The organism is Pseudoalteromonas sp. SG41-1, from assembly GCF_014164575.1.
GTDB lineage: Bacteria > Pseudomonadota > Gammaproteobacteria > Enterobacterales > Alteromonadaceae > Pseudoalteromonas > Pseudoalteromonas rhizosphaerae.
Window position 1 is genome coordinate 343,405 of sequence record NZ_JACJFL010000001.1, and the last position, 22,727, is coordinate 366,131.

15 protein-coding genes are annotated in these 22,727 nt (G+C 40.6%); 8 read left to right on the forward strand and 7 right to left on the reverse strand.

Translation table 11 applies throughout. The features are described from left to right. Window positions 1-18: 18 nt before the first annotated feature. Window positions 19-483 (reverse strand): GNAT family N-acetyltransferase, encoded by a 465-nt coding sequence (locus H5203_RS01490; RefSeq protein WP_257325841.1) that lies wholly within the window; start codon window positions 481-483, stop codon window positions 19-21. Window positions 484-964: 481 nt separating this feature from the next. Between H5203_RS01490 and H5203_RS01495 the strand changes: the two genes are divergently transcribed. The 3 genes from H5203_RS01495 (at window position 965) to H5203_RS01505 (ending at window position 7,077) form a co-directional block, all read left to right on the forward strand. Beyond that, window positions 965-3,937: a TonB-dependent receptor gene (locus H5203_RS01495; protein ID WP_182819244.1), complete on the forward strand. Its 2,973-nt coding sequence runs from the start codon at window positions 965-967 to the stop codon at window positions 3,935-3,937. A 106-nt stretch (window positions 3,938-4,043) separates the two neighbouring features. Then, on the forward strand, window positions 4,044-5,579 hold the full coding sequence (locus H5203_RS01500; RefSeq protein ID WP_182819245.1) for a tryptophan halogenase family protein: 1,536 nt from the start codon (window positions 4,044-4,046) through the stop codon (window positions 5,577-5,579). 7 nt (window positions 5,580-5,586) lie between these two features. Beyond that, window positions 5,587-7,077 (forward strand): tryptophan halogenase family protein, encoded by a 1,491-nt coding sequence (locus H5203_RS01505; RefSeq protein WP_182819246.1) that lies wholly within the window; start codon window positions 5,587-5,589, stop codon window positions 7,075-7,077. A 66-nt stretch (window positions 7,078-7,143) separates the two neighbouring features. On the opposite strand, the gene H5203_RS01510 is transcribed toward H5203_RS01505, so the two are convergent. Then, entirely contained in the window at window positions 7,144-9,720 is a 2,577-nt protein-coding gene (locus tag H5203_RS01510; RefSeq protein ID WP_182819247.1) for an exo 1,3/1,4-beta-D-glucan glucohydrolase, read from the reverse strand. Window positions 9,721-10,041: 321 nt separating this feature from the next. Here H5203_RS01510 and H5203_RS01515 point away from each other — a divergent pair, with 321 nt between their 5' ends. Genes H5203_RS01515 through H5203_RS01525 form a run of 3 tightly spaced genes read left to right on the forward strand, consistent with a single transcriptional unit; the run spans window position 10,042 to window position 14,000 of the window. Continuing rightward, window positions 10,042-11,370 carry a GH1 family beta-glucosidase gene (locus H5203_RS01515; RefSeq protein ID WP_182819248.1) on the forward strand — a complete coding sequence of 443 codons (1,329 nt, stop codon included), beginning with the start codon at window positions 10,042-10,044 and terminating at the stop codon, window positions 11,368-11,370. A gap of 43 nt (window positions 11,371-11,413) precedes the next feature. Beyond that, the gene (locus H5203_RS01520; protein WP_182718893.1) at window positions 11,414-12,940 is read left to right on the forward strand and encodes an MFS transporter; all 1,527 of its coding nucleotides are present in this window, start codon (window positions 11,414-11,416) and stop codon (window positions 12,938-12,940) included. 58 nt (window positions 12,941-12,998) lie between these two features. Continuing rightward, window positions 12,999-14,000: a LacI family DNA-binding transcriptional regulator gene (locus H5203_RS01525; RefSeq protein WP_145233053.1), complete on the forward strand. Its 1,002-nt coding sequence runs from the start codon at window positions 12,999-13,001 to the stop codon at window positions 13,998-14,000. A gap of 38 nt (window positions 14,001-14,038) precedes the next feature. On the opposite strand, the gene H5203_RS01530 is transcribed toward H5203_RS01525, so the two are convergent. Beyond that, window positions 14,039-15,004, reverse strand: coding sequence for a LysR family transcriptional regulator (locus tag H5203_RS01530; RefSeq protein WP_182819249.1), 966 nt, complete (start codon window positions 15,002-15,004; stop codon window positions 14,039-14,041). Window positions 15,005-15,134: 130 nt separating this feature from the next. On the opposite strand from H5203_RS01530, the gene H5203_RS01535 reads away from it, so the two are divergent. Further along, complete coding sequence (locus H5203_RS01535; protein WP_182718891.1) at window positions 15,135-16,082, forward strand: sodium-dependent bicarbonate transport family permease; 948 nt, start codon at window positions 15,135-15,137, stop codon at window positions 16,080-16,082. A gap of 45 nt (window positions 16,083-16,127) precedes the next feature. Here the strand turns inward: H5203_RS01535 and H5203_RS01540 are convergent, their stop codons facing one another. The 3 genes from H5203_RS01540 to H5203_RS01550 form a co-directional block, all read right to left on the reverse strand. Continuing rightward, entirely contained in the window at window positions 16,128-19,049 is a 2,922-nt protein-coding gene (locus tag H5203_RS01540) for a UvrD-helicase domain-containing protein (RefSeq protein WP_182819250.1), read from the reverse strand. Between the two features lie 86 nt (window positions 19,050-19,135). After that, window positions 19,136-19,645, reverse strand: coding sequence for a M23 family metallopeptidase (locus tag H5203_RS01545; protein WP_182819251.1), 510 nt, complete (start codon window positions 19,643-19,645; stop codon window positions 19,136-19,138). A gap of 20 nt (window positions 19,646-19,665) precedes the next feature. Then, on the reverse strand, window positions 19,666-20,610 hold the full coding sequence (locus tag H5203_RS01550; RefSeq protein WP_145233048.1) for a Gfo/Idh/MocA family protein: 945 nt from the start codon (window positions 20,608-20,610) through the stop codon (window positions 19,666-19,668). 301 nt (window positions 20,611-20,911) lie between these two features. Here H5203_RS01550 and H5203_RS01555 point away from each other — a divergent pair, with 301 nt between their 5' ends. Further along, the gene (locus H5203_RS01555) at window positions 20,912-22,081 is read left to right on the forward strand and encodes an MFS transporter (RefSeq protein ID WP_145233047.1); all 1,170 of its coding nucleotides are present in this window, start codon (window positions 20,912-20,914) and stop codon (window positions 22,079-22,081) included. 75 nt (window positions 22,082-22,156) lie between these two features. On the opposite strand, the gene H5203_RS01560 is transcribed toward H5203_RS01555, so the two are convergent. Then, window positions 22,157-22,564 (reverse strand): hypothetical protein, encoded by a 408-nt coding sequence (locus tag H5203_RS01560; RefSeq protein ID WP_182718887.1) that lies wholly within the window; start codon window positions 22,562-22,564, stop codon window positions 22,157-22,159. Window positions 22,565-22,727 lie beyond the last annotated feature (163 nt).

Below are 22,727 nucleotides of genomic sequence, written 5' to 3' on the forward strand. Positions count from 1 at the left end.
TATAACCACTGATTAAACTTAGCCTGGTGTCTTTGTCATATACAAACAATTAGCAAGTGGTATTGGCTCTGGGTAATCAGCAAGTACAAAGCCAAGTTTCTTATACGCTTTAATCGCACTTTTGTTATGAGCTAATACAAATAAAGAACATGTTTGCGTAGCTAAAGTTAATTGACCTAGTTCACTGAGCTGGGTAATTAGTGTTGCTACAATGCCACCGCCACGATACTCAGGGTTAACCACTAACCTACCTAGATGACAACAGCCAATACGTAAATAAAACTGACCAAAAGCCATTAGCGTATTATCATCAGCAAGCAATACAGATGAGTTTATTTCATCAAGTTTTAAACCCTTTTTGAAAGAATTAAAATCGTACGGGTATCTAAAATTAGGCCCAGCCCATGCATGAACTTCTTCTTCATTTAAAAACCATGACATGATTTCTTTTATGTGGGTATTTCTGACGTGAGTTAACAACATAACGACTCTTACACAATCGCGGGAAGTACGATATATTCCATTTTAATTGATAATAAACAATACGTTATAAATATACAAAACGCAATTAGATAATAACAATAAGGTACTTTTTACTTACGCTAATTGCTACTCCATTATTCACTTAGCCTCCCGTTTAAGTTCAGTTGTTTTCATATTTATGGCCATAAAAACCATGCGAACACCCATTTACCTAATAAAGTTACAAAAATAAAATAAAAATAATTGACTGATAATTATATATAAAACAATAAACACCACATCCAATTAAACAAATTTAATACATTTTAGCTGCAATAAATTAAACACAGTAGTTGACGCAACATAAAAATTACACTAGCCTTTCTGGAAGCGCTTCCACAGAAATTAACACAAGCCACTATGGAAGCGCTTCCACACACAGTGATACCGCCGCATTTTTTTGGTGAGTAAATAATAATGATAACAGTACGAGGGAAGTCTAATGTCCAAGCATATTTTAATGAAAACAAAGTTAGCCACCAGCTTATCTTTGATTTTAGGTGCCGCAACCACTATGTCTGCGTTTGCCGCCGAGGTTGAACAACAAAGTGAATTAGAAGTGATTCAAGTCACCGGTTTTAAAGGCAGTATCAAAGAATCAACTCAGCTTAAGCGTTACTCATCTGGGGTTGTTGATGCCATTTCTGCAGAAGACATTGGTAAATTTCCAGACACTAATTTAGCTGAATCGCTGCAACGCATTACCGGTGTTTCAATTGACCGCAGCAATGGTGAAGGTTCTAAAGTGACAGTGCGTGGTTTTGGTCCAGATTATAATATGGTGACATTAAACGGACGTACAATGCCTGCGGCCTCTCTTCCTGCTGGTGGTGGTGCTCCAAACTCTCGAGCCTATGATTTTGCTAATCTTGCCTCAGAAAGTGTGAAATCAGTGGAAGTATATAAAACAGGTAAAGCAAGCATCGCATCTGGTGGCATTGGTGCAACCATTAATATCAATACCGCTCGTCCACTTGATAACCCTGGCCTAGTTGCCAATATTGGTGTTAAAGCACAGCACGATACAACTAACCGTGTCGGCGATGACGTTACTCCAGAAATTTCAGGGATCTTTAGCTGGACAGATGAAGATGCTAAATTTGGTGCTTCACTCACAGCAAGTATGCAACAGCGTGATAGTTCAGCAACCGGGGCATTTGTTGGCGAATGGCGCACCACAGAATATGATGGCACCATCCCTCAAGCAGCAGATGACATTGTATTAGAAAATGCTCCTGCGATGGGCCAGTATTATTCAATGCCATCAGACTTGCGCTACACCATTGCAGATCGTGAGCGAACTCGTACTAATGCTCAATTAACATTGCAATACAGCCCTATTGACTCGTTTACCGCAACACTTGATTATACTTACTCACAGCAAGAGTTATTTGAAGCCCGTGCAGAGCAATCAATTTGGATGGACAACTATAAAACCCATTTAACATTTGATGACAATGCTGTTAAAACACCTATTTATTACCGTGAAGAACGCCGCGACTTATCCACTCGCGACTTAGGCTTAGCATTACAAGAGCAAAATCAAGTAAACGAAAATAATTCAATCGGTTTAAACCTTCAATACTACTTTAGTGATCAACTGAACTTTACGTTTGATGCCCACAGCTCAAAAGCCACCAGCAAACCCGATGCGCCTTATGGTAGTTGGATAAATGCAGGCTTAGGTGCCAATGTCGTGGCCGCACAACAAGTTGACTTTAGCCGTGACTTACCCTCTATGGTAATAGATTTCGATGACTGTAGTCGCACAAATCTAAACTGCTCAGGAGCGCTTGATCAAGCTGATGTAGGTAGCTCAATTTTAGATGCAAACTTTGCAAGTCAAGAATCAACCGTTGATGAATTTCGACTACACGGTAGTTATCTCATAGACAACGGCAGTATCGACTTTGGTATTGAGTCACGCTCAATGGAAAGTCACTCTTTACAATCGCTAACACGTAATACAATGGGTAACTGGGGCATTGAAAACCCTGGAGAACTACCCGATGGCTATTTAGATCCAACTAATTTTTTAGCAGAATTTGATGATTACGATACCAGTGGTTCATTTGATCAAGGCTTTACCGGTAGTGCTTCACAAATTGGTTACTGGGCGGCAGATCAATACGGGTTCAATTTTGCGGCTGATGGCGCGTTTGCAACAAATCGCACTATTGAAGAAGATATTCAAGCGGCATTTGTACAATATAATTACAGTAACGAAATCAATGGCATGGTATTTAACCTTGTGATTGGTGCGCGCTACGAAACAACCGATATTACCTCAACTGCTAATATTGATTTACCTGATGCAGTTGCATGGGAAGGTAACAACGACTTTAATGTGCGTTACGGCACCAATAAAGATGACTATTCCTTGAGCTCAAGCTATAACCATTTTTTACCTAGCTTAGATTTTAACATTAACGTTATTGAGGATGTGACTCTTCGCGCCTCTTACAGTACCACTATTGCCCGCCCTACTTACGACAATTTAAGTTCTGCGGCAACAGTAGGTGTACCTACCGGCCCTTCGATCATTCCAGGCACCACTAATGCACCAGCAGCAACTGGTAACCCTAGCCTTGTCCCACTTGAATCGAATAATTTTGATGTATCTGCTGAGTTGTACTTCACTGATCTAAGTTATGTGTCGATTGGTTACTTTAATAAAAAAGTAGATAATTTTATTGGTCTATCACCAATGACTCAAAACTACTACGGCTTACGCGATGCATCTGCGGGTCCAAGAGCACAAGCAGCCAAAGCAGAGCTTGAGGCACAAGGTATTGCGTTTACCGATTCAAATTTATTCCAAATGGTTGCTGCAATGGAAAATGGTGTAGCATTTGACTCGATGAGCTATGAAGAATTTGAAGCCGCTTACGACGTTCTACCAAACAGTGATGACCCACTGATGGACTTTACGGCACAAGTACCAACCAACAGTAAAGATGCCAAAATTGATGGTTATGAATTTGCTATACAACACTTCTTTGGCGACACGGGTTTTGGCTTACAAGCTAACTACACCATAGTAAATGGTGATATTGATTATAATGTAGCCGCTGATCCAACCGTCACACAATTTGCCCTTGTTGGCTTAAGCGACACAGCTAACTTTATAGCCATGTACGAAAACGATAAGTTTCAGGCGCGTATCGCCTATAACTGGCGTGATAAATTCTTAAACAGTGCTGCCCGTTACGTTAACGAGCCGGGCTTTACAGAAGAGTATTACCAAATTGATTTTAATATTGCTTACAACTACAGTGAACAAATGTCGTTCTTTGTCGAAGGGCTTAACATTACTGAACAAAATATGCGCCAACATGGCCGGTATGAAGCACAGTTATGGAATTTAGAACAAAATGGTGCACGCTATAATATTGGTATGCGTTATAACTTCTAAGCAAGGGTTATTGACTCATTAACGCCATGAGTATTAAGCCGCTAGTTGTTAGCGGCTTTTTGCGTTGCAGGTTAATAGCAATTTTATTAAAACAACAGAGCACACAATGAATAATAAAATACAACACATTGTGGTATTAGGTGGTGGCGCAGCAGGTTGGCTAAGTGCAGGGCTATTAGCCGCTGAACACCCTAAAAAAAAGATTACCTTAATAGAGTCTGCAAACATTGCTATTTCAGGTGTAGGCGAAGGCACTTGGCCGTCTATGCGCAATACGCTCAAGCGAATTGGTATCGAAGAAATAGATTTTATACGTCACTGCGATGCTTCATTTAAGCAAGGTTCAAAATTCATAAACTGGCGTAACATAAATATAGGCGAAAACTACTATCATCCGTTTATGACTCCCGAAGGCTATTTAGAAACCGATTTACACGCTTACTGGCAACATCATGCAAGCACTCAAAAATATGCCGACGCCGTTAATATGCAAAGTTTTGTTTGCCAAGCAGCACTTGCACCTAAGCAGTTACACACACCAGAATACGCGGCGGTCACTAATTACGGCTATCATCTTGATGCCGGTAAGTTTGCCACATTTTTAAAACACCACTGCGTAAAAAAACTCAATGTGCATCATATTATTGATGACGTCATCGAAGTAAAAAATAGTCATGACGATTATATTCATTCACTCACCACCATAAAGCACGGTGACATAGACGGCGACTTATTCATTGATTGTACCGGTGCTCGGGCGCGTTTGATTGGTGAGCACTATGGCGCAACGCTTATCACACAAGAGCATATTCTTTTTAATAATAGCGCTATCGCTGCACATCTCCCTTATAACGATAATCAACAAGAGATCGCCTCAGCCACTTTATCAACGGCGCAGCCACATGGTTGGATCTGGGATATTGGTCTACCGAGTCGTCGTGGTATTGGTTATACCTATAGCGATAAATACTGTGATGAACAAACCGCTGTGAACACCTTAAAAAGCTATGCTGCGCTATCTGTTGGTGAACAAGTCGCCGAGCAAATACAAACTCGCAAGCTGAGTTTTATTCCTGGTTACCGCACACAGTTTTGGGTAAAAAACTGTGTTGCTGTTGGTATGTCGCAAGGTTTTATAGAGCCACTTGAAGCATCAGCACTGGCGATGGTGGAGCTTTCAATCAGCATGTTAAGCGAACAAATGCCGCAAAACCGTACTCATATGGACTTGCTGGCTAAACGGTTTAATGAGCGCTTTAGTTATCGCTGGCAGCGAGTAATCGACTTTTTAAAGTTACACTACATATTAAGTGAACGTGATGATAGTCAATACTGGCGTGATATAAAAAAACCATCGAGCATTCCTACTCGTTTGAATGAATTGCTGGCAATTTGGCAATATCAACCACCAAGCAGGTTTGATTTAATTGAAAACGAAGAGGTATTCCCCTCTGCCAGCTATCAATATGTATTGTATGGAATGGGCTTTCACACGCAAAATACAACAGCAGAAAATACCTTTAATAACTCTAAAGCTGGGCAGTATTTTTATCAGCAAAACCGTGAAAAAATTGCCAAATACTTACAAGGGTTACCAACAAATCGCGCATTATTAAATCAACTTTTAAACAATAAGGCTTAACCTGACAATGACACACAACAAACCTATAAAAAATGTGGTGATCGCTGGCGGTGGTACAGCTGGTTGGATGGCTGCGGCTGCGTTGAGTAAACTCGTTGGTAAAAATATCAATGTCACCCTTATCGAATCCGACGACATTGCTACGGTTGGTGTTGGTGAAGCTACTATTCCACCGATCCGCACTTTTCATAAATTACTTGGCATAAATGAGCAAGCATTTATGAAAGCTACCCAAGCAAGCTTTAAATTAGGGATCAGTTTTGAAAACTGGGGCGAAAAAAACACCGATTATATTCACTCATTTGGCATGACGGGCAAAGAATGCTGGGCAGGTGAATTTCATCATTTTTGGCTACACAGCTTAACATTAGGACTTGAATCCGAGTTTGGTGATTACTGTTATGAACTGCAAGCAGCTAAACAAGGTAAGTGTGCTTTTAATCAGCAAAATCCAATTAATTATGCATTTCATATGGATGCGAGTCGTTATGCATTATTCCTACGTGAATTTTCAGAACAACTAGGGGTTAAACGTCTAGAGGGAAAAATAATCCACGTTAATAAATGCGCCACTTCGGGCTTCATAAACAGCCTAACTCTTGCAGATGAAAGTATCATAAATGGTGATTTTTTTATTGATTGTACCGGCTTTAATGGACTACTTATTGAACAGGCTTTGCATACCGGCTATGAAGATTGGTCACACTTACTGCCGTGCGATAGCGCAATTGCAGTACAAACTAGAGCCATTAGCGATGATATAGTGCCTTATACCCGCTCAATAGCACATGATGCAGGCTGGCAGTGGCAAATTCCTCTGCAACAGCGCGTAGGTAATGGTCTAGTGTATTGTAGCCGTTATTTAAACGATACTGATGCAAAGCAGCTTTTACTCAGTAATATTCAAGGTGAAACTCTCACTGAACCCAGAGTAATTAAATTTAAAACTGGCCGCCGCCGCAAAGGCTGGAATAAAAACTGCCTTGCTCTGGGGCTTGCCAGTGGCTTTGTTGAACCACTTGAATCTACCAGTATTCATTTAATTATGTCGGGCATTATTCGCTTTATCCGGCTATTTCCATTTGATGGTATTACCGAACAAGCAATCCACGAATACAACAAACAGCTAAAAAGTGAAATTGAAAATATTCGTGATTTTATTGTCTTGCATTATAAAGTCACTGATCGCACTGATAGCGAATTTTGGCGTCATTGTAAAAATATGGAAGTGCCTGATACCCTTGTTCATAAAATTAGTTTATTCAAAGAAACTGGGCGGGTATTTTTAGATGACGGCGATATTTTTAGAGTCGACTCATGGGTGCAAGTAATGTTGGGTCAAGGTATCAAACCTAAACAATACCATTTAATTGCAAGCCTGATGAGTGATGATGAGTTAAGCCACTTTCTGATCAGTATCAAACAGCAAATTACTCAACGCGTGGCACAATTGCCAACACATAAAGCGTTCTTACAACAATATTGTTCTGCGGAGTAATCTGAGTGAGCAAAAAAAGCCCTTTAATCACTTAAAGGGCTTTGCACAACAAAATCAAAGACTAAGTTAACTATCTGGGCAGATAATTGTTGCCTGTTTTGATCCCTCTGGCACAAAGTTGATATTCGCCACAGAAACCGAACCGTTACCCGTGCTCTGTAATGAAAATGGGCTAATCACTCTTGAAAAATCAACGCCTTGCTCAGTAAAGCAGGTTAAGTCTATGCTGAATGTTTGCCATCTATTTAATGTAGCCTTTTTGAGTTCTGCGCTGATATCAACACGTCCACCACAACCATGCTCGCAACTCATAGCAACAAATAATGGAGCAGCAAATTCGCTATTTATCTTGTAATCAAAACTCAGCGCTGAGTTTGCTTCGATATAAGCCACTTTATCTTCAGTGAAGTTACTATTGATTTCGGCTGTAGTAAGGCCTATACCTGTAAATACAAATGCCATTGCATCTTCTTGAATATTTTTATCTTCAGTACGATAACTAATACCAGCTAATTCAACGCTATTGCTAGCTACTTGAACTTGCTGCTGTGCTGACTTTAAAAACAATCGCCATGGATCAGTCAGCACGCCATTAAAAATAGCCATATTAGGCAAACTAGCTATATCAACACCTGAGTCTTCATTTAAATTATCTGCCAGGGTATTTTTATCTGTATAGGTTAAACCAAAGCCATAAGGAAATAGTGGCGAATAATCTACATCATCTCTATTTACTGCGGTTTGCAGTGGTGATTTTGGCCATGAAAACGACAATTTACCAGTAAAGTCATGCTGAATATCACCTCCTGCGTCAGTTAATAATACATCGGCCACACCTTGTCCTTCTGTACCCGGTAGCCATGCGGCGACAAACGCATCAGAGGCATTTAACTCAGCGTTAACCCACATTGGTCGACCTGAAATGAATACCGATACGACCGGCACGCCTTTTGATTTAAGCTGTTTTAATAACGCTAACGACTTTTTATTATTACGCTCAAACTCAAGATTATCCCTGTCACCGTGGCCTTCTGCATAAGGTTCTTCTCCAAACACCACAATCGCCACATCAGGTTTTTGTGTAAAGTGTCCATCAGGACTTAAAATGGCCTCTCCACCTGCGGCCGTGATCTGCGCTTTTAAACCCGCAAAGATTGACGTAGCACCAGGGAAATCGGTATTTTCGTTATTGGTGCCTTGCCAAGTAATACTCCAGCCCCCCGCTTGCTTAGCAATATTATCTGCGCCATCTCCGGCAATTAATACTCGTGAATTAGCCGCTATCGGCAAAGTATTGTTGTTGTTTTTTAATAACACCAGTGATCCACGCACAGCTTGTCGCGCAATATCGCGGTGCGCTTGCGCGCCAATTAACTGCGTTTTACCTGAGAACTGACGTTTTGCAGGGCTCGGTTTATCAAATAAACCCGCTCTTAGTTTGACTCTTAAAATACGCGCAACAGCATCGTCAATTCGGCTCATGGCAATTTCACCGGCTTTCACTTGCGCTATCGTATTTTCATAAAGTGGTTTCCACGCCCCCGTAGGAACCATAAAAATATCAAGCCCCGCGTTTACAGCCTGTGGGCAGCTTTCGTTACTACAACCTACAACTTGTCCGTGGCCATTCCAATCACCAACAACAAAGCCATCAAAGCCCATTTTCGTTTTCAGTACATCGGTAAGCAGGTATTTATTGCCATGATTTTTCTTACCATGCCAGCTATTAAACGACGCCATAACAGATTGACTACCAGCCGACAAACCACCAATGTAGCCTTGAGCATGAGTATCAAACAAGGCTTGCTCTGAATCGATATTGTTACCTTGATCGTCACCATCGACGGTACCGCCATCACCTAAAAAGTGTTTAACTGTGCTAATGACTCGCTTATTACTTAAAAAATCACCATCGGCATGGCCTTGCAAGCCGTTAACAATGGCAACTGAGTACCGGCGGACAATCTCTGGATCTTCAGAATACCCTTCATAAGTTCGACCCCAGCGGTCATCACGTACAACAGCAACAGTCGGCGCAAATACCCAATCAATACCAGTAACCATCACTTCGATTGCCGTCGCAGCGGCTATTTTTTCTATTAAAGCGGGATTATTTGCTGCGCCTAAGCCAATGTTATGTGGAAATAACGTTGCACCAATCACGTTATTATGACCATGTACAGCATCGGTGCCCCACATGGTAGGAATATCGATGCCATCAAGAGAATCGTCAACCGATGCTTGATACATCTGTTCAGCAAGTGCAATCCAATCTTGTGGTGTGGCATGTTTATTCGCGTTCGGAAATGAGCCTCCGCCATTTAAATACGAGCCAAAACCATATTTACGCATATCATCAGTCGTTATATCGCGGATCTCAGGTTGAATCATCTGCGCAACTTTTTGCTCTAATGTCATCGTCTGCAAGTACTGAGCAATCTTAGACTCAATTTGCGGATCAGCTCGAACCACATTATTCAGCTTTGGCCAAATAGCTAGCAATTGTTGCTGCTGCGTTTGTTCAACAACTCTATTATTTTGAGACGTATCTTTATTTTCGCTTGCTGAACAACCAGCCAGAGTAACTAATCCAGCTAACAAACTTAGTGTAGGTAACTTAGCTGTGTGTAAGTGTGTTTTCATTTTTATATACCTATCTATTATCAACTCATTGCTGCTTAAAAGACTCTAAGTACCTGCTGTATTACAAAAGCGAGACCAAGCGGTTTATTCATCTAAGCAACGGTAGAACTATTTTTTGTCATCATTGAAATTAAAATTTAACTGTTGACCTGTTAAGAAATAGTCACTAACCTAAATATGGAAGCGCTTCCTTAAAGTCATTAAATACCATCTATTGGCATTAATCAAATTAAATATGGAAGCGCTTTCAGATATATTAGCTTTAAAAGCTAAAAATAACAGCATCACGGACTATAAAAAGAAAGCAGAGGTTTTCTATTAATGAAACAATTATCTTTACCTAAACACTCGCCGCTACTGAGCAAAGACTTCACTTTTGGCGTAGCAACTGCTTCATTTCAAATTGAAGGTGGTGCAGCAAATCGTCTGCCATGTATTTGGGACACCTTTTGTGCTCAAGACGATAAAATTGCCGATAACTCAAATGGTCTAATCGCCTGTGAACACTACACTCGTTGGCCTCAAGATATTGAGTTAATAGATTCTCTGGGCGTTGATGCCTATCGTTTATCAATTTCTTGGCCACGCGTAATGCATCAAGATGGTAGTTTAAACCCATTAGGTGTGAAATTTTATACTGATCTTCTAGATGAACTTAAACGCCGCAACATCAAGGTATTTGTCACTTTATATCACTGGGATCTACCGCAGTATTTAGAAGATCAAGGCGGCTGGTTAAATCGTAATACCGCCTATGAATTTGCTCACTACACAGATCTTATTAGCAAAGCGTTTGGTGATCGTGTTTATTCATATTCAACCTTAAATGAACCTTTTTGCAGCTCTTATTTAGGGTATGAAATTGGTGTGCATGCCCCAGGTATTGTCGGTCGGGAATTTGGCCGAAAAGCTGCCCATCACTTATTATTAGGTCATGGTTTAGCGATGCAAATGCTGGCTAAAAATAGCCCACAGACACTTAATGGTATCGTACTCAACTTTACTCCCTGTTACCCGGTAACACAAAGTGACGCAGATCTTAAAGCCACAGCCTTTGCTGATGATTATATTAACCATTGGTATATGCGCCCTGTAATGACTGGCAAATACCCAGATATTATTGAGCAACTACCAGTAGAGCAGCGTCCAGATATTCACCCCGGTGATATGGAAATTATTGCGCAGCCATTAGATTACCTTGGCGTTAATTTTTATACGCGTTTACATTACCAAGCAAGCGCTGATGATTTTTATGACGAGCGCCCACATCAAGGCCTATTAACTGATATTGGTTGGGAAATTTACCCGCAAGCACTTACTGAATTATTAGTATCGTTAAATGAGAAATATACCCTACCACCGATTTATATTACTGAAAATGGCGCAGCAATGGCCGACAAGATGATAGATGGTAAAGTTAACGATTCAGATCGCATAGCTTACTATCAGCAACACTTAAACGCATTGCATAACGCAACTGAACAAGGTGTGGTGATCCATGGCTACTTTGCATGGAGCCTAATGGATAACTTTGAATGGGCTGAAGGCTATTCAAAGCGATTTGGTATCGTTTATGTTGATTATCAAACTCAACAACGTACTGTAAAAGCCAGTGGCCTTGCGTATAGTAGTTTAATTACTAGCCGGTAAACTTAGCTAGTGCTCCTTTAAAAACAACAATAAGAAACACACAGTGAACAAAATTCCTTTATACGAAAAAATCGGTTATGCGATGGGTGATGCCGGAGCCAACTTGGTTTGGCGAGGTGCACTTGCCTACCTAGCAGTATTTTACACTGACACATTTGGCATATCGGCTGCGGCCGCAGCTATGTTATTTTTGGTGGTTAGGTTATCCGATGGTGTAACCGATATCATTATGGGAATGATTGCAGACAGAACCACCACTCGGTTTGGTAAATTTAGACCGTGGATTTTATGGTCTGCTCCTTTTTTAGGACTGTTCATGGTGTTGTGTTTCACCACACCTGATTTCAATGACACCAACAAGTTAATTTACGCCTACATTACCTACATAGGCTTAACGTTAGCTTATACGGTGAGTAACGTGCCTTACTCTGCATTAATGGGAGTAATGAGTCCAGACGATACCGAGCGCACGAAACTATCGAGTTTTCGCTTTGCCGGAGCCTTTGCAGGCGGTTTATTAGTGATGGGCTTTTTACCTGAACTGGTTGCTTATTTTGGCGATGGCGATAACGCCAAAGGTTATCAGTTAACCATGTACTTATTTGCAGCATTACTAATTGTTTTGATGGTGATCACTTTTGTTAGCACCAAAGAGCGGGTAATACCCCACAAAACAACCAGTGGTAATTTAAAATCAGAGCTCAAAGATTTAACTAAAAACTTACCCTTTATTATTCTGCCATTATTGGCAACTACCTTGTTCTTTTATTATCGCGAAATCTACAGTGGGCTATTTTTTGCATTTATCATGACTATGATGACTGTTGTGATAAAAAAATTACTCAACAAAGATCATCAAAATCTCACCGGAACTCAACGTGATATGGTTGATTTGCTCACCAACAAGCCTTGGTTAATTTTATTAGGCATGGGCTTTTTGACCATGATGTTCAACGGTATAAAGTATGGTGTAATTGCTTATTACTTTAAATATCAGGTTGGCAGCGAACTGATGGCAGGCCAATACTTCGTTGCGTTATTAGTGGTGTCTATCCTCGGCGCTCTTGCCACTGGTAAACTTGCCGAACTAATAGGCAAACGTAATTTATTTATCATCTCTTTAATATTAAGTGGCTTATTAACCACAGCATTTTATTGGGTGCCTGCTGACAACATTGTTGCCATATTTACTTTTGGTTGTGCAGCTGAATTTTTTGCTGCCATGATGCCTACCCTGTTTTTTAGCATGTTAGGAGATGCTGCCGATTATTCTGAGTGGAAAAACAAACGCCGCGCCACAGGCTTAATTTATTCAGCAGGGACGTTTGTGCAAAAAACTGGCGGCGGTTTCGCTGGGGCATTAGTATTAGTGGTATTGGCAGGCTATGGCTATAACGGCATGAACGAAGCAACCATTACGCAATCATTACCTGGCATGCAACTATTAATGAGTTGGATCCCCGCAGCATTTGCTTTTTTAGGTGCCGCCTTGATGCTTATCTATCCGTTGACACCCGCAATGACGCAGAAAATCACGGAAGACTTGGCTTTTAGACGCAGTAATGTGTAAATTATACTTCATTATCAATACGTTTTTATAAAGTGCGAATAATAACGCTAGGAAATTAATGGCTACAATTTATCAAGTATCAGAACTTGCAGGTGTCTCTCTCTCTACGGTATCAAGGGTTCTGAACGACAATGATTATGTAAGTAAAAAAACCAAGAAAAAAGTGCTCGAAGCAATGCAGCAACTTGGCTATCAACCCAGTTCTATTGCCCGTTCTTTAGCATCGAGTCGTACCAGTAGTGTTGGTGTTTTAGTCTCTGAACTAGACGGCCCGTTCTTTGGCCAAATGATGTCGGCGATAGAGCAGCAACTTCGTGCCGCAGGTAAGCATGTTATTATTACCGCAGGGCACAGTGACGAAGACAAAGAGAAAAATGGCTTTGAATTTTTAATCAGTCGTAACTGTGATGCCATAATTGCCCATGTGGAAATAGTATCCGACGAATATCTAATTGAACTTAGTAAAGGAAAAATCCCCATTTATTTAATGAGCCGTTATGTTGAGGAAATTAAAGACAACTGTATTAGTCTTGATAACGTTCTGGGCGGTTATCTTGCCACTAAAACGATGATCAATAAAGGTCACAAAAATATTGCTTATATTGCGGGTCCACAATTTAAAGTTGATGCGTCAGACCGACTCGTAGGACATAAAAAAGCGCTTGCTGAATACAATATAGCCTTTGATGAAAGCCTTTTTTACATTGGCGACTTTAAAGAAACCGGCGGCAATGATGGCTTAAAACATTTTATTGAAAATAAAGCGCAATTTAGCGCAATTGTCTGTGCCAATGATGAAATGGCCTCAGGTGCGATGAAGTTCGCCAGAGAACACGGTTTTAATTTACCGAAAGATCTCGCCATTATGGGCTACGATAACGTGATTTTCACCAATTACCTTTACCCAACTCTAACAACCATAGATAACCCAGTCCCAGAGATGGGCAGAATGGCGGCTAACCTTGTACTTAAAGACATTTACAAACGCCCTGGCATTACAATTAATCGTGTATTCCAGCCGACTCTCGTTTTAAGAGACTCCACGCCAGATATTAATTAATGCGGTAAAATCATTCGTTCACTAGGTTGAATTTTCAACTAACGAATTTGCTGATCAGCTAAACTTAGATTCAGCCCATGCAATTCATTACGTACCCATCGACCATCTAAGTATTGTTCAAGGTGGTCTTGGGCAAATGTTAAAAAACTACGCGCAGCATGAGCAATATGCCGATCAGTGCGGATCACAAAGTACCAATGACTTGCTAAGCTTGCATCACTTACAGTTAATACTTTGAAGCCATGATCTCCTATTGGCAACACATGGCGAGACAGCACACCAATTCCCATTCCTGATGATACTGCAACACGAATAGCCTCATTACTTGCCATTTGCACGCTGTTGCTCAGTACTAAACCGCGTCTTTGCAGTTCGCTCTCAAATAACATCCGGGTTGCAGAGCCAGGCTCCCTTAATAAAAAGCGGTATTTCACTAGCTCAGAAAGTGCAACGTGTTGTTGATTAGCTAATGGATGATCAGTAGGCACAATAAACTCAAGCGGGTTTTTTAAAAACCGTACCGCTTTTGCATGTTCAAGTGACGGTGGATGGCTAAATACATAAATATCATCTTCACCGCGTTCAAAGCGCGCTAACACCTCTGCTCTATTGCCAATCTCAAGAGGCAACTCAACATGAGGATGCAAATTACTATAGGGCCCGAGTAATTTTGGCAAAATATATTGTGCGGTATTCACCATGGCGATTTTACATCGCCCGCGCTCACCCCCTTTGAGTTCAGCTAAAAAATCGTTGTAATCATCAAAGTGGCCAAACACTCGTTGGCAAGTCCTAAATAACTCATGCCCGGCTTCTGTGACATGCAGTTTTTGTTGCTGCATAATCACCAGCGGCTCATCTACAGCCTCTTGTAAACGTTTAATTTGCAGCGACACCGTTGGCTGAGTTAAGTGTAAACGCCGTGCGGTTTCACTGATCGAGCCGGTTTTTACTACACTCATAAACACTTCAAGCAGCCGAAAAGAAATATGTCTTAAATCCATCGCTATCACATCCCCTCTGGTATTAATCAGTCCATAGATAATAACCTATAACTAACTACCAATCATTTTATTATTTACAATGCATGATTTTATCTACAATAGCGCAACTTTAAATTAATAGGAGAAAGGTGTGCCAGATATTGTTGTAATGTTTTTTGTTTTGGGTTTAGTTGCGGGGATTTTACGTTCTGATCTCGTTATTCCAAAAGCAACTTACGAGACCTTAAGTTTGCTGCTGATGCTGACCATAGGCTTAAAAGGCGGCATGGTATTACACGGCAATCTTAGTTGGCAATTATTGCCAGAAATGGGCTCGGTGATGCTGCTTGGCGCATTTATACCTTTAATGCTCTACCCTATTTTAAAATATGTGATAAAACTTTCGGTAGCGAACAGCGCAAGTATCGCCGCCCATTATGGCTCCGTAAGCGCGGGGACATTTGCAGTCGCCCTCGCTTATGCTGAATCGGCGCAGCTAGCAGTAGGTGCTGAAGTAACCCTGTATTTAGTGATGCTAGAGCTTCCCGCGATTATCGTCGGGCTGTTAATTTATCGACGACTTGATAAACAACATAGTGCCGATAATACCTTATCGCTTAAAGCGCTCTGGCATGAAACCTTAACCAATAAGAGCGTTATTCTCCTCGTAGGCGGTGTTGTTATTGGTATGATGTATGGCACACAGCAAGGCAGCCAAGTAACTGGATTATTAACCAATAGTTTTAAAGTCGTGCTTGCATTATTTTTACTCGAAATGGGTTTAACGGCAGCGCAAACATTACGCCCTATACCTTGGCATCACTGGAAACTGACACTATTTGCTATAATCAGTCCATTAATATTAGGCGCGATTGGGGTCAGTGTCGGCACTTTATTAGCGCTTGAGTTAGGCTCAATCGTTATCTTGGGGAGTTTAGTGGCCAGCGCATCTTATATTGCAGCGCCTGCCGCTATAAAAGCCGCAATCCCCAAAGCCGATATAGGTCTGGCTATGCTCAGTTCACTAGGCATCACTTTCCCATTTAACGTACTTATCGGTATCGGTTTGTATCATCAACTTGCTGTTGCGATGCAATAAATTAAACAATAGATAAGGGCTATTTAGCCCTTATCTATCTATAAGTTAAGCAAGCTCGGGCCATTGAATTGACTTACTGTCTTTGCCATTTTTACAGCTAAGTGGATCATTACCTTTATAATTTTTGCATCCCCAAAACTGCCCTTTTGCGCTATTGCGTAATACCATTTCAGCACCGCATTTATCACACGTTGGCACTAGATGGTTACAGGCTGTATTTATACATAATTTAAACCCTGTATAGCGACTGCGAGTCATTGGGCTTTGGCACTGCTCGCACGATTTTTCTTTATGCTCACAACGCGGAAATAACGAACAGCCGTAGAATGGCCCAAAACGACCACTGTGTTTTTTTAATACCCCGCTATCACAGCGCATACAGTTTATATCTGCGATATGTAATTGATCAACATCACTAGTAAATTCATCCAGTTCTATGTCATGTTCAGCAATTAACTCCGAGACAAAACAACTGCTATTGGTCATATCAGCAATGATGTAGGCGCGGTGTTTTGCGCGCGTTAGTGCAACGTAAAATAACCGTCGCTCTTGTGCGTAAGCGAAGTTTTCTGGCGCTGGTAATAAAGCTTCGATAATTGCGGGCGCAACTTTTTCAGATGGAAAACCATGTTTACCCTTTTGTAATCCGATAATAATAACATGATCGGCTTCTTTACCTTTTGAGGCGTGAAAAGACTGCGACTGAATTTTTAACAACGGGTATTTAACACTCATGGTTTTAATATCCGTATTTGTTGGTAGCTGAAACCAAAATCGCGCTAAAAAATACACGGTTGTGGGTTTACATGCCTTGCTGTGTATTGTGCAGAGTATGTCATCAATCGCACCATTTAATAGTTCAGGAATGTCACTGTAATAACTATTTTTATAACCAATAGACGCATTACTACTGCGCCTTAATAACGACACACTAGGATGTGAAACCTGAGTTAAAGAAGTAATCGTTTTATCAAGCTGCGCGGGATTTTTACTAATAAATGCTGAGGCAACTTCACCAATTTTATTATTGAAACGAAACGTAAGATCCAGCGCCGTTTGCGTAGTAAAGCCAAAATACGTTGCAAACTCAGTGGTCAACTTAATATCAGCGCCGCTGAATCGGTAAATTGCTTGCCAATCGTCACCCACTGCAAATACTGAACTACCCTTGTTGCTATCGCGAAGTGCTTTAACCAATCGTGCTCTTGGCTGTGATATATCTTGAAATTCATCAACCATAATATAACGCCAAGGCGATTTAAACTTGCCCGACTCAACATACTCGATTGCCTTGATAATCATATCATCAAAGTCAATTTCACCGCGCTGCTGCAAGTGAGCGTTGTAGTTAGATAAAATTGGTTTTAATAGCGCCAACGCTTGGGTTGTTTGTTTGGCGTCAAGGGAGCGTTTAATGACATCAACTTCATCAGCATCAGTTAAATAAGCCGCCTTATATAAACTCAGCAATTGACTAAATAACGCAGCTAATACGGTGATCCTGCCAGTTTCTTTTAAGCTTTCGAGCAGTGATTCTAAGGGCAATATCTGTGTTTTCACGCTCGCACTTAAAAGCGCTTGTTCAAGTTCGCTTAACAGCTTACCTTGTTTATGTTGCCCATAAGTCAAAGCTATACAGTGAGTGTTATTACTGGCATGAGTGGTATTTTTCCAATCAATTTCGCTATGGTATTGCGCTTTATCAATGTAAGGCGCAGTATTGCCAGCGTCATCGATGCCGTAATATTCAATGTAAATATCGTACTCAGGTAAATAAAAATCAGGCTTGTACTGTCTGCGTTCAATGGTTTTTACGTCAACTTTATAAGGCGCTTCGTATTGATAATCTATGCCGTGATAAAACAGCCAATTAGCTATATATAACTCACCAAAGCTTTTTACCTTGTCGCCTTTTAGGCTACGGATATCGTTATCATTTAAGTAGCTGTAATAATCACCCAATGTTTTAAAATCAAATTCATTTTTTTCAACATAATAGTATTTACTAAAATAATCTAAAACCAGATGACGATACTCGGCACTGTTTTCAATCAATGATTCAAAGCACTGCTGCACCCATTTTTCTTTCACTTTTTCGTCTTCTGCAAATACACTCATAGTCGGTTTAGCACGTTCAACTTGTGAGATAATCGCCAGCCCAACACTATGAAAAGTAGCGGCTTTTATTTTATCGGTGGCGAGCTTATCTTCGATCCGTTGATCCATTTCATCAGCAGCTTTGCGACCATAGGCCAGCAATAAAATATCACTGTAACTTGCCTGCTGACTTTGCACTAAAAACCCAGCCCTGCCAATCATAACACTGGTTTTACCGGTGCCTGCGCCAGCCAATAACAAGTTATTATCGTCATCAATCACACAAGCACGTCTTTGACTTAGTGTTAATGGATTTGCTTCAACACGGTCAAAAAAAGCGTGGTGTAGGTTAAGTTGCTTAGTAACGTATTTTTGTTGTAGATACTGCGTAAGTGCAGTATCCCAGTTTGCATATTGCTCTAATACGTTTATTTTTTTATCCACTAAAACAATTGCGGGGCTGTTTTTTATCCACGGCAACCAACGATCATGCTCTTGCTGTGCCAACCGCTGAATACGACTAACATAAGACTGGCGTAAATATCGCTGCTTGACTAGTTTTGTTATTTTATTAAGAAAAGTGTCAAGCTTAGCTTCATTAGCGTTCACCCAATAGCGTTCAAATTCAGCTTGAAATTTACGGTGAGCACCATATGCCAGCAGCGAAAATGTATGATTTTGTTGTGCCGTAACAAAAGAAATCGTTTGACCAAACAGGCCGTAAGCAAACGACGGCGGTGCCTCCAAATCACTCCAACTTATTTGTCTCGTTGAGTTACCTTGGCAAATGGTCAACATATGGTGATCAAACGCCAACATGGCTTTATTAGAAAACATCCTGCCAAACAGGCTAACTGCAATAGAATTCATTACTGCTGAATTCCTAAATAAAAAGAGTAAATTAACGGTATTTTAAGTTAATCAGCTGGATAAGTGTGAAAATAACGGCAATTATTTTAGCGTAGTTTTTCATCTGGATTTAAAAAGAACATTTTCTTCCAGCCTTGGCTTTGCGCGGTCATTAACCATGGGTACGGCAGTAACGATAAAATAGAGTAATGTACGTGAGGTTGTTTACCTGCCGCATTCCCCGTGTCTCCTAAGCTACCAATCACCTCACTGACTGCAACATAGTCTCCTGCACTTACCGAATAACTTTCTAAGTGGGCAAAGTAATGCAGTCGCCACTTAGGCCCAAGTAATGCCACCACTTTACCACCGCGCTTTAGTTCACCTGAATACAGCACCACACCACTTACCGAAGCAACCACTGCCGTGTGTTTTTTGCCAAAAATATCTATCCCTTTGTGTACACCTGATTTACCCCAAGGGCTATACCAAAAGGTATTATGATGCCAATCATTTGCTGTTGCACCTTTGACTGGGATCACTATTTTTTCAGGTATGAGCAGCCCAATAACAAGGACTGAAAAGAACGTTAGTCCCATGTACTTCATCACTTTCATTACAACTTCCTTGAAATAGTTTAACAGTGAAATAGTTCATTATTGTTTGATACGTGTGCAACCAGCCACTCACACAACTCATGTGTTAAACTATCTTTTTTAAGCTGTAATTGGTCTACCTGCTGCGTTTTAACCGCCGTTAGCCATGCCTCTAGCATTGACTCAAAGCCCCGTTTATATAGCGTTGCTTGCCAATCATTTTGCATCGCGCTCTGCTGTATTCCATTAACCATAGAGGTCATATTGGTTAGCGATTCAAACCGCCACTTTTCATTCAAACCGGTTATTTCAACCACTTCTTCATTGCAGCCACTTAATCTATCCATAGCGCCTTGAAATAACCGCCCCTCAAACTCAAAACTAACATGTATTGCTGCCAATAAGCCTTGTGGATCTAGCTGTGAAAACACCTGTAACTGGTTAAGTTGATCAAAACGCTCTACATTTGCAAAATGGCATAAACTATCAACCACATGGATGAAGTCATCAAAAATAAAAGTGCGCGGCTGTGCTGGTAAATTTAAGCGGTTTTTTTGCCATTTAAGATGGCGTATTTGTGGCTTTGCAATATCGGCCATAATTGGTAAAAAGCGACGATTAAAACCTAAAAATAATGGCGTGTTATGTTTAGTTGCTAACGCAATAAGTTCACTTACCTCACTAAAACTATACGCTAATGGCTTATCCACAAACGTAGCGATTTTTTGTTCAAGTGCCTGCTTCGCAAACGTAAAATGAGACTCAGTATTAGTGTGGATCATCACCCCATCGGGCTTACACGCCAGTACCGCTTGGTAATCTGTAAAGCACTTTTGAACCCGATACTGCTTCGCTAACTGCGTTAATGTTGTCAGGTTTCGTGTACAAAAAATAGGATCGATCTGTGCATGTTGCGTGGCAATAGGTAAATATGCTTTTTGTGCTATATCCCCAAGCCCGACTAAAGCGATTGTTAGCTGGTTCATTTTTACTACTGCCTCTTGATGAAAAATAAAAACACAGCATACCAAGTTATTATTTAGATTGATAAAACAACTACAAATTTTAAACAATTTCGCTAAAAAAATGATACCAAAATGACGTAAATAACCGGTTAATTTACCTAACTTAGCGTTCTAAATAAAATGTTGAGTAAATATTCAAATATAACTTTACTTGTGTTCAAAATCGGATTAAATTCGCCGCAAAATTAACCAACCAAAAATAATTGCCAGCTATTAAAACACTCCAACGCAATTATTTATGCCCTTTAAATCGGATTCTTTAATGGTTGAGCTCGCTGCCAGTCATAAACCAAATAACCCACTTGCGCCTGTTATTGGTTTGTCTTTTTTTGCTATTGCCTCAGGCTTTTTAATGAGCCTAATTCCTTTATCATTGAGCGCCTTTGGGCTTGATAATGAACTTGCCTCTTGGTTAGCTAGTGTCTTTTATCTTGGCTTATTAATTGGTGCTTTTTTTATTGAGCGTATTGTTGCAAGAGTAGGCCACCGTCATGCTTTTCTGGCATTTCTGGGGTTATTAATTTTCAGTGTTGCAGCACAGCTTATTTTACCTAATGCCAACGTGTGGCTTTTAGCCCGCTTTGTAGCTGGTATCGCCGTAGCTGGGGTATTTGTGGTGGTTGAATCTTGGTTACTAATGACTGACACTGCCAAAGCACGAGCTAAACGATTAGGCCTGTATATGACATCCCTGTACGGTGGCAGCGCCGTTGGCCAACTAGCTATCGATCCGCTTGGTACCAGTGGCCCACTCCCCTATTTGTTTGTTATTGCTCTATTATTTTTAGCGATGTTAGCACCGCTGCTGATTAAATCAGGGCAACCGCAAAGTCAGCACTCGCAAAAACTACAATTAACTGAGTTAAAAAAGCTCAGTCGCCCAGCAATTTTAGGCTGTTTGGTATCAGGATTAGTACTTGGCCCAATATACGGTTTAATGCCAGTATATATCGCTGCCCAAAGTGAGCAGGCCGCTTTTACTGGCACCTTGATGGCGGTGATTATTTTAGGCGGTATGTTAGTACAGCCGTTGGTGAGTTATTTATCAACACGAATGGCAAAAAGCTTATTAATGGCATTATTTTGTTTATTTGGCGCGATGGGTGTAGTTGGTATTATGCAAGCTGTACACTTCAACGTATTGATGGCCAGTTACTTTATTTTAGGGGCTGCAAGTTTTGCACTCTACCCCATTGCCATCACCTTAGCCTGTGACGCATTGCCAATCGAAAAAATAGTCTCAGCAACGGAAATTATGTTACTGAGTTACAGCTTTGGCTCGGTCTTTGGGCCTTTGCTTGCTGCCAACCTATTTGCTTCAGCTAACGGCATTATGTTGTATTTAGGCGGTTGTTTATTCACCACCTGTATTTATATGCTGATCAAAAGCCTTAAAGGCATCTCCACTGACAATACCCCTGTGGCAGGATAAGCCATAGCCTAATAACGCAAAAACCCCATGCTGAGTTAACAGTATGGGGCTTTAATTCAAGTAATAAGGCCTAATTTATAAAGATAGGTATTCTTTAGCACGAGTAAGGTTATGCGATACCATCGCGCTATCAGCCATTTGTGCAGCTTCATATAAATCTGAAAGACCAGCGGTATCATTTTTAGCCATCATACGTGATACACCGCGATTACTTAATGCAAACGATGTTAATTCACGTAATTTCATTTTTGGGCCTTCGCTTTGTTTTAGCAACGCAATCGCTTTAGTACAAATAGTTTCTGCTTGCGCGTAATTTTTTGATTTAACGTTTAGTGCGCAATTATTAAATGATTGTTCAACTGGCTGTGGCGCTGTTGCTGTCTCAATAACCATTAATTTGTAATCACTTTGATCAGCCAGAGCAACAGCTGAACATGTTAATAGTGAGCTAAGAGCAATAGTTTTGATAAGTGTACGTTTCATGATTATATTCCTATTTGATTATTTGCCTAAATCGTGTCGTATCTGGTGCCGACAATTGAACTTTAGAGTGTTAGCTCAATTTCAACAAACGATAAAAATAAACCTCATAGGTGAAGAAAATTAACTTATGGACTTTATAAAAATGAATTGTTACTGAAACTAG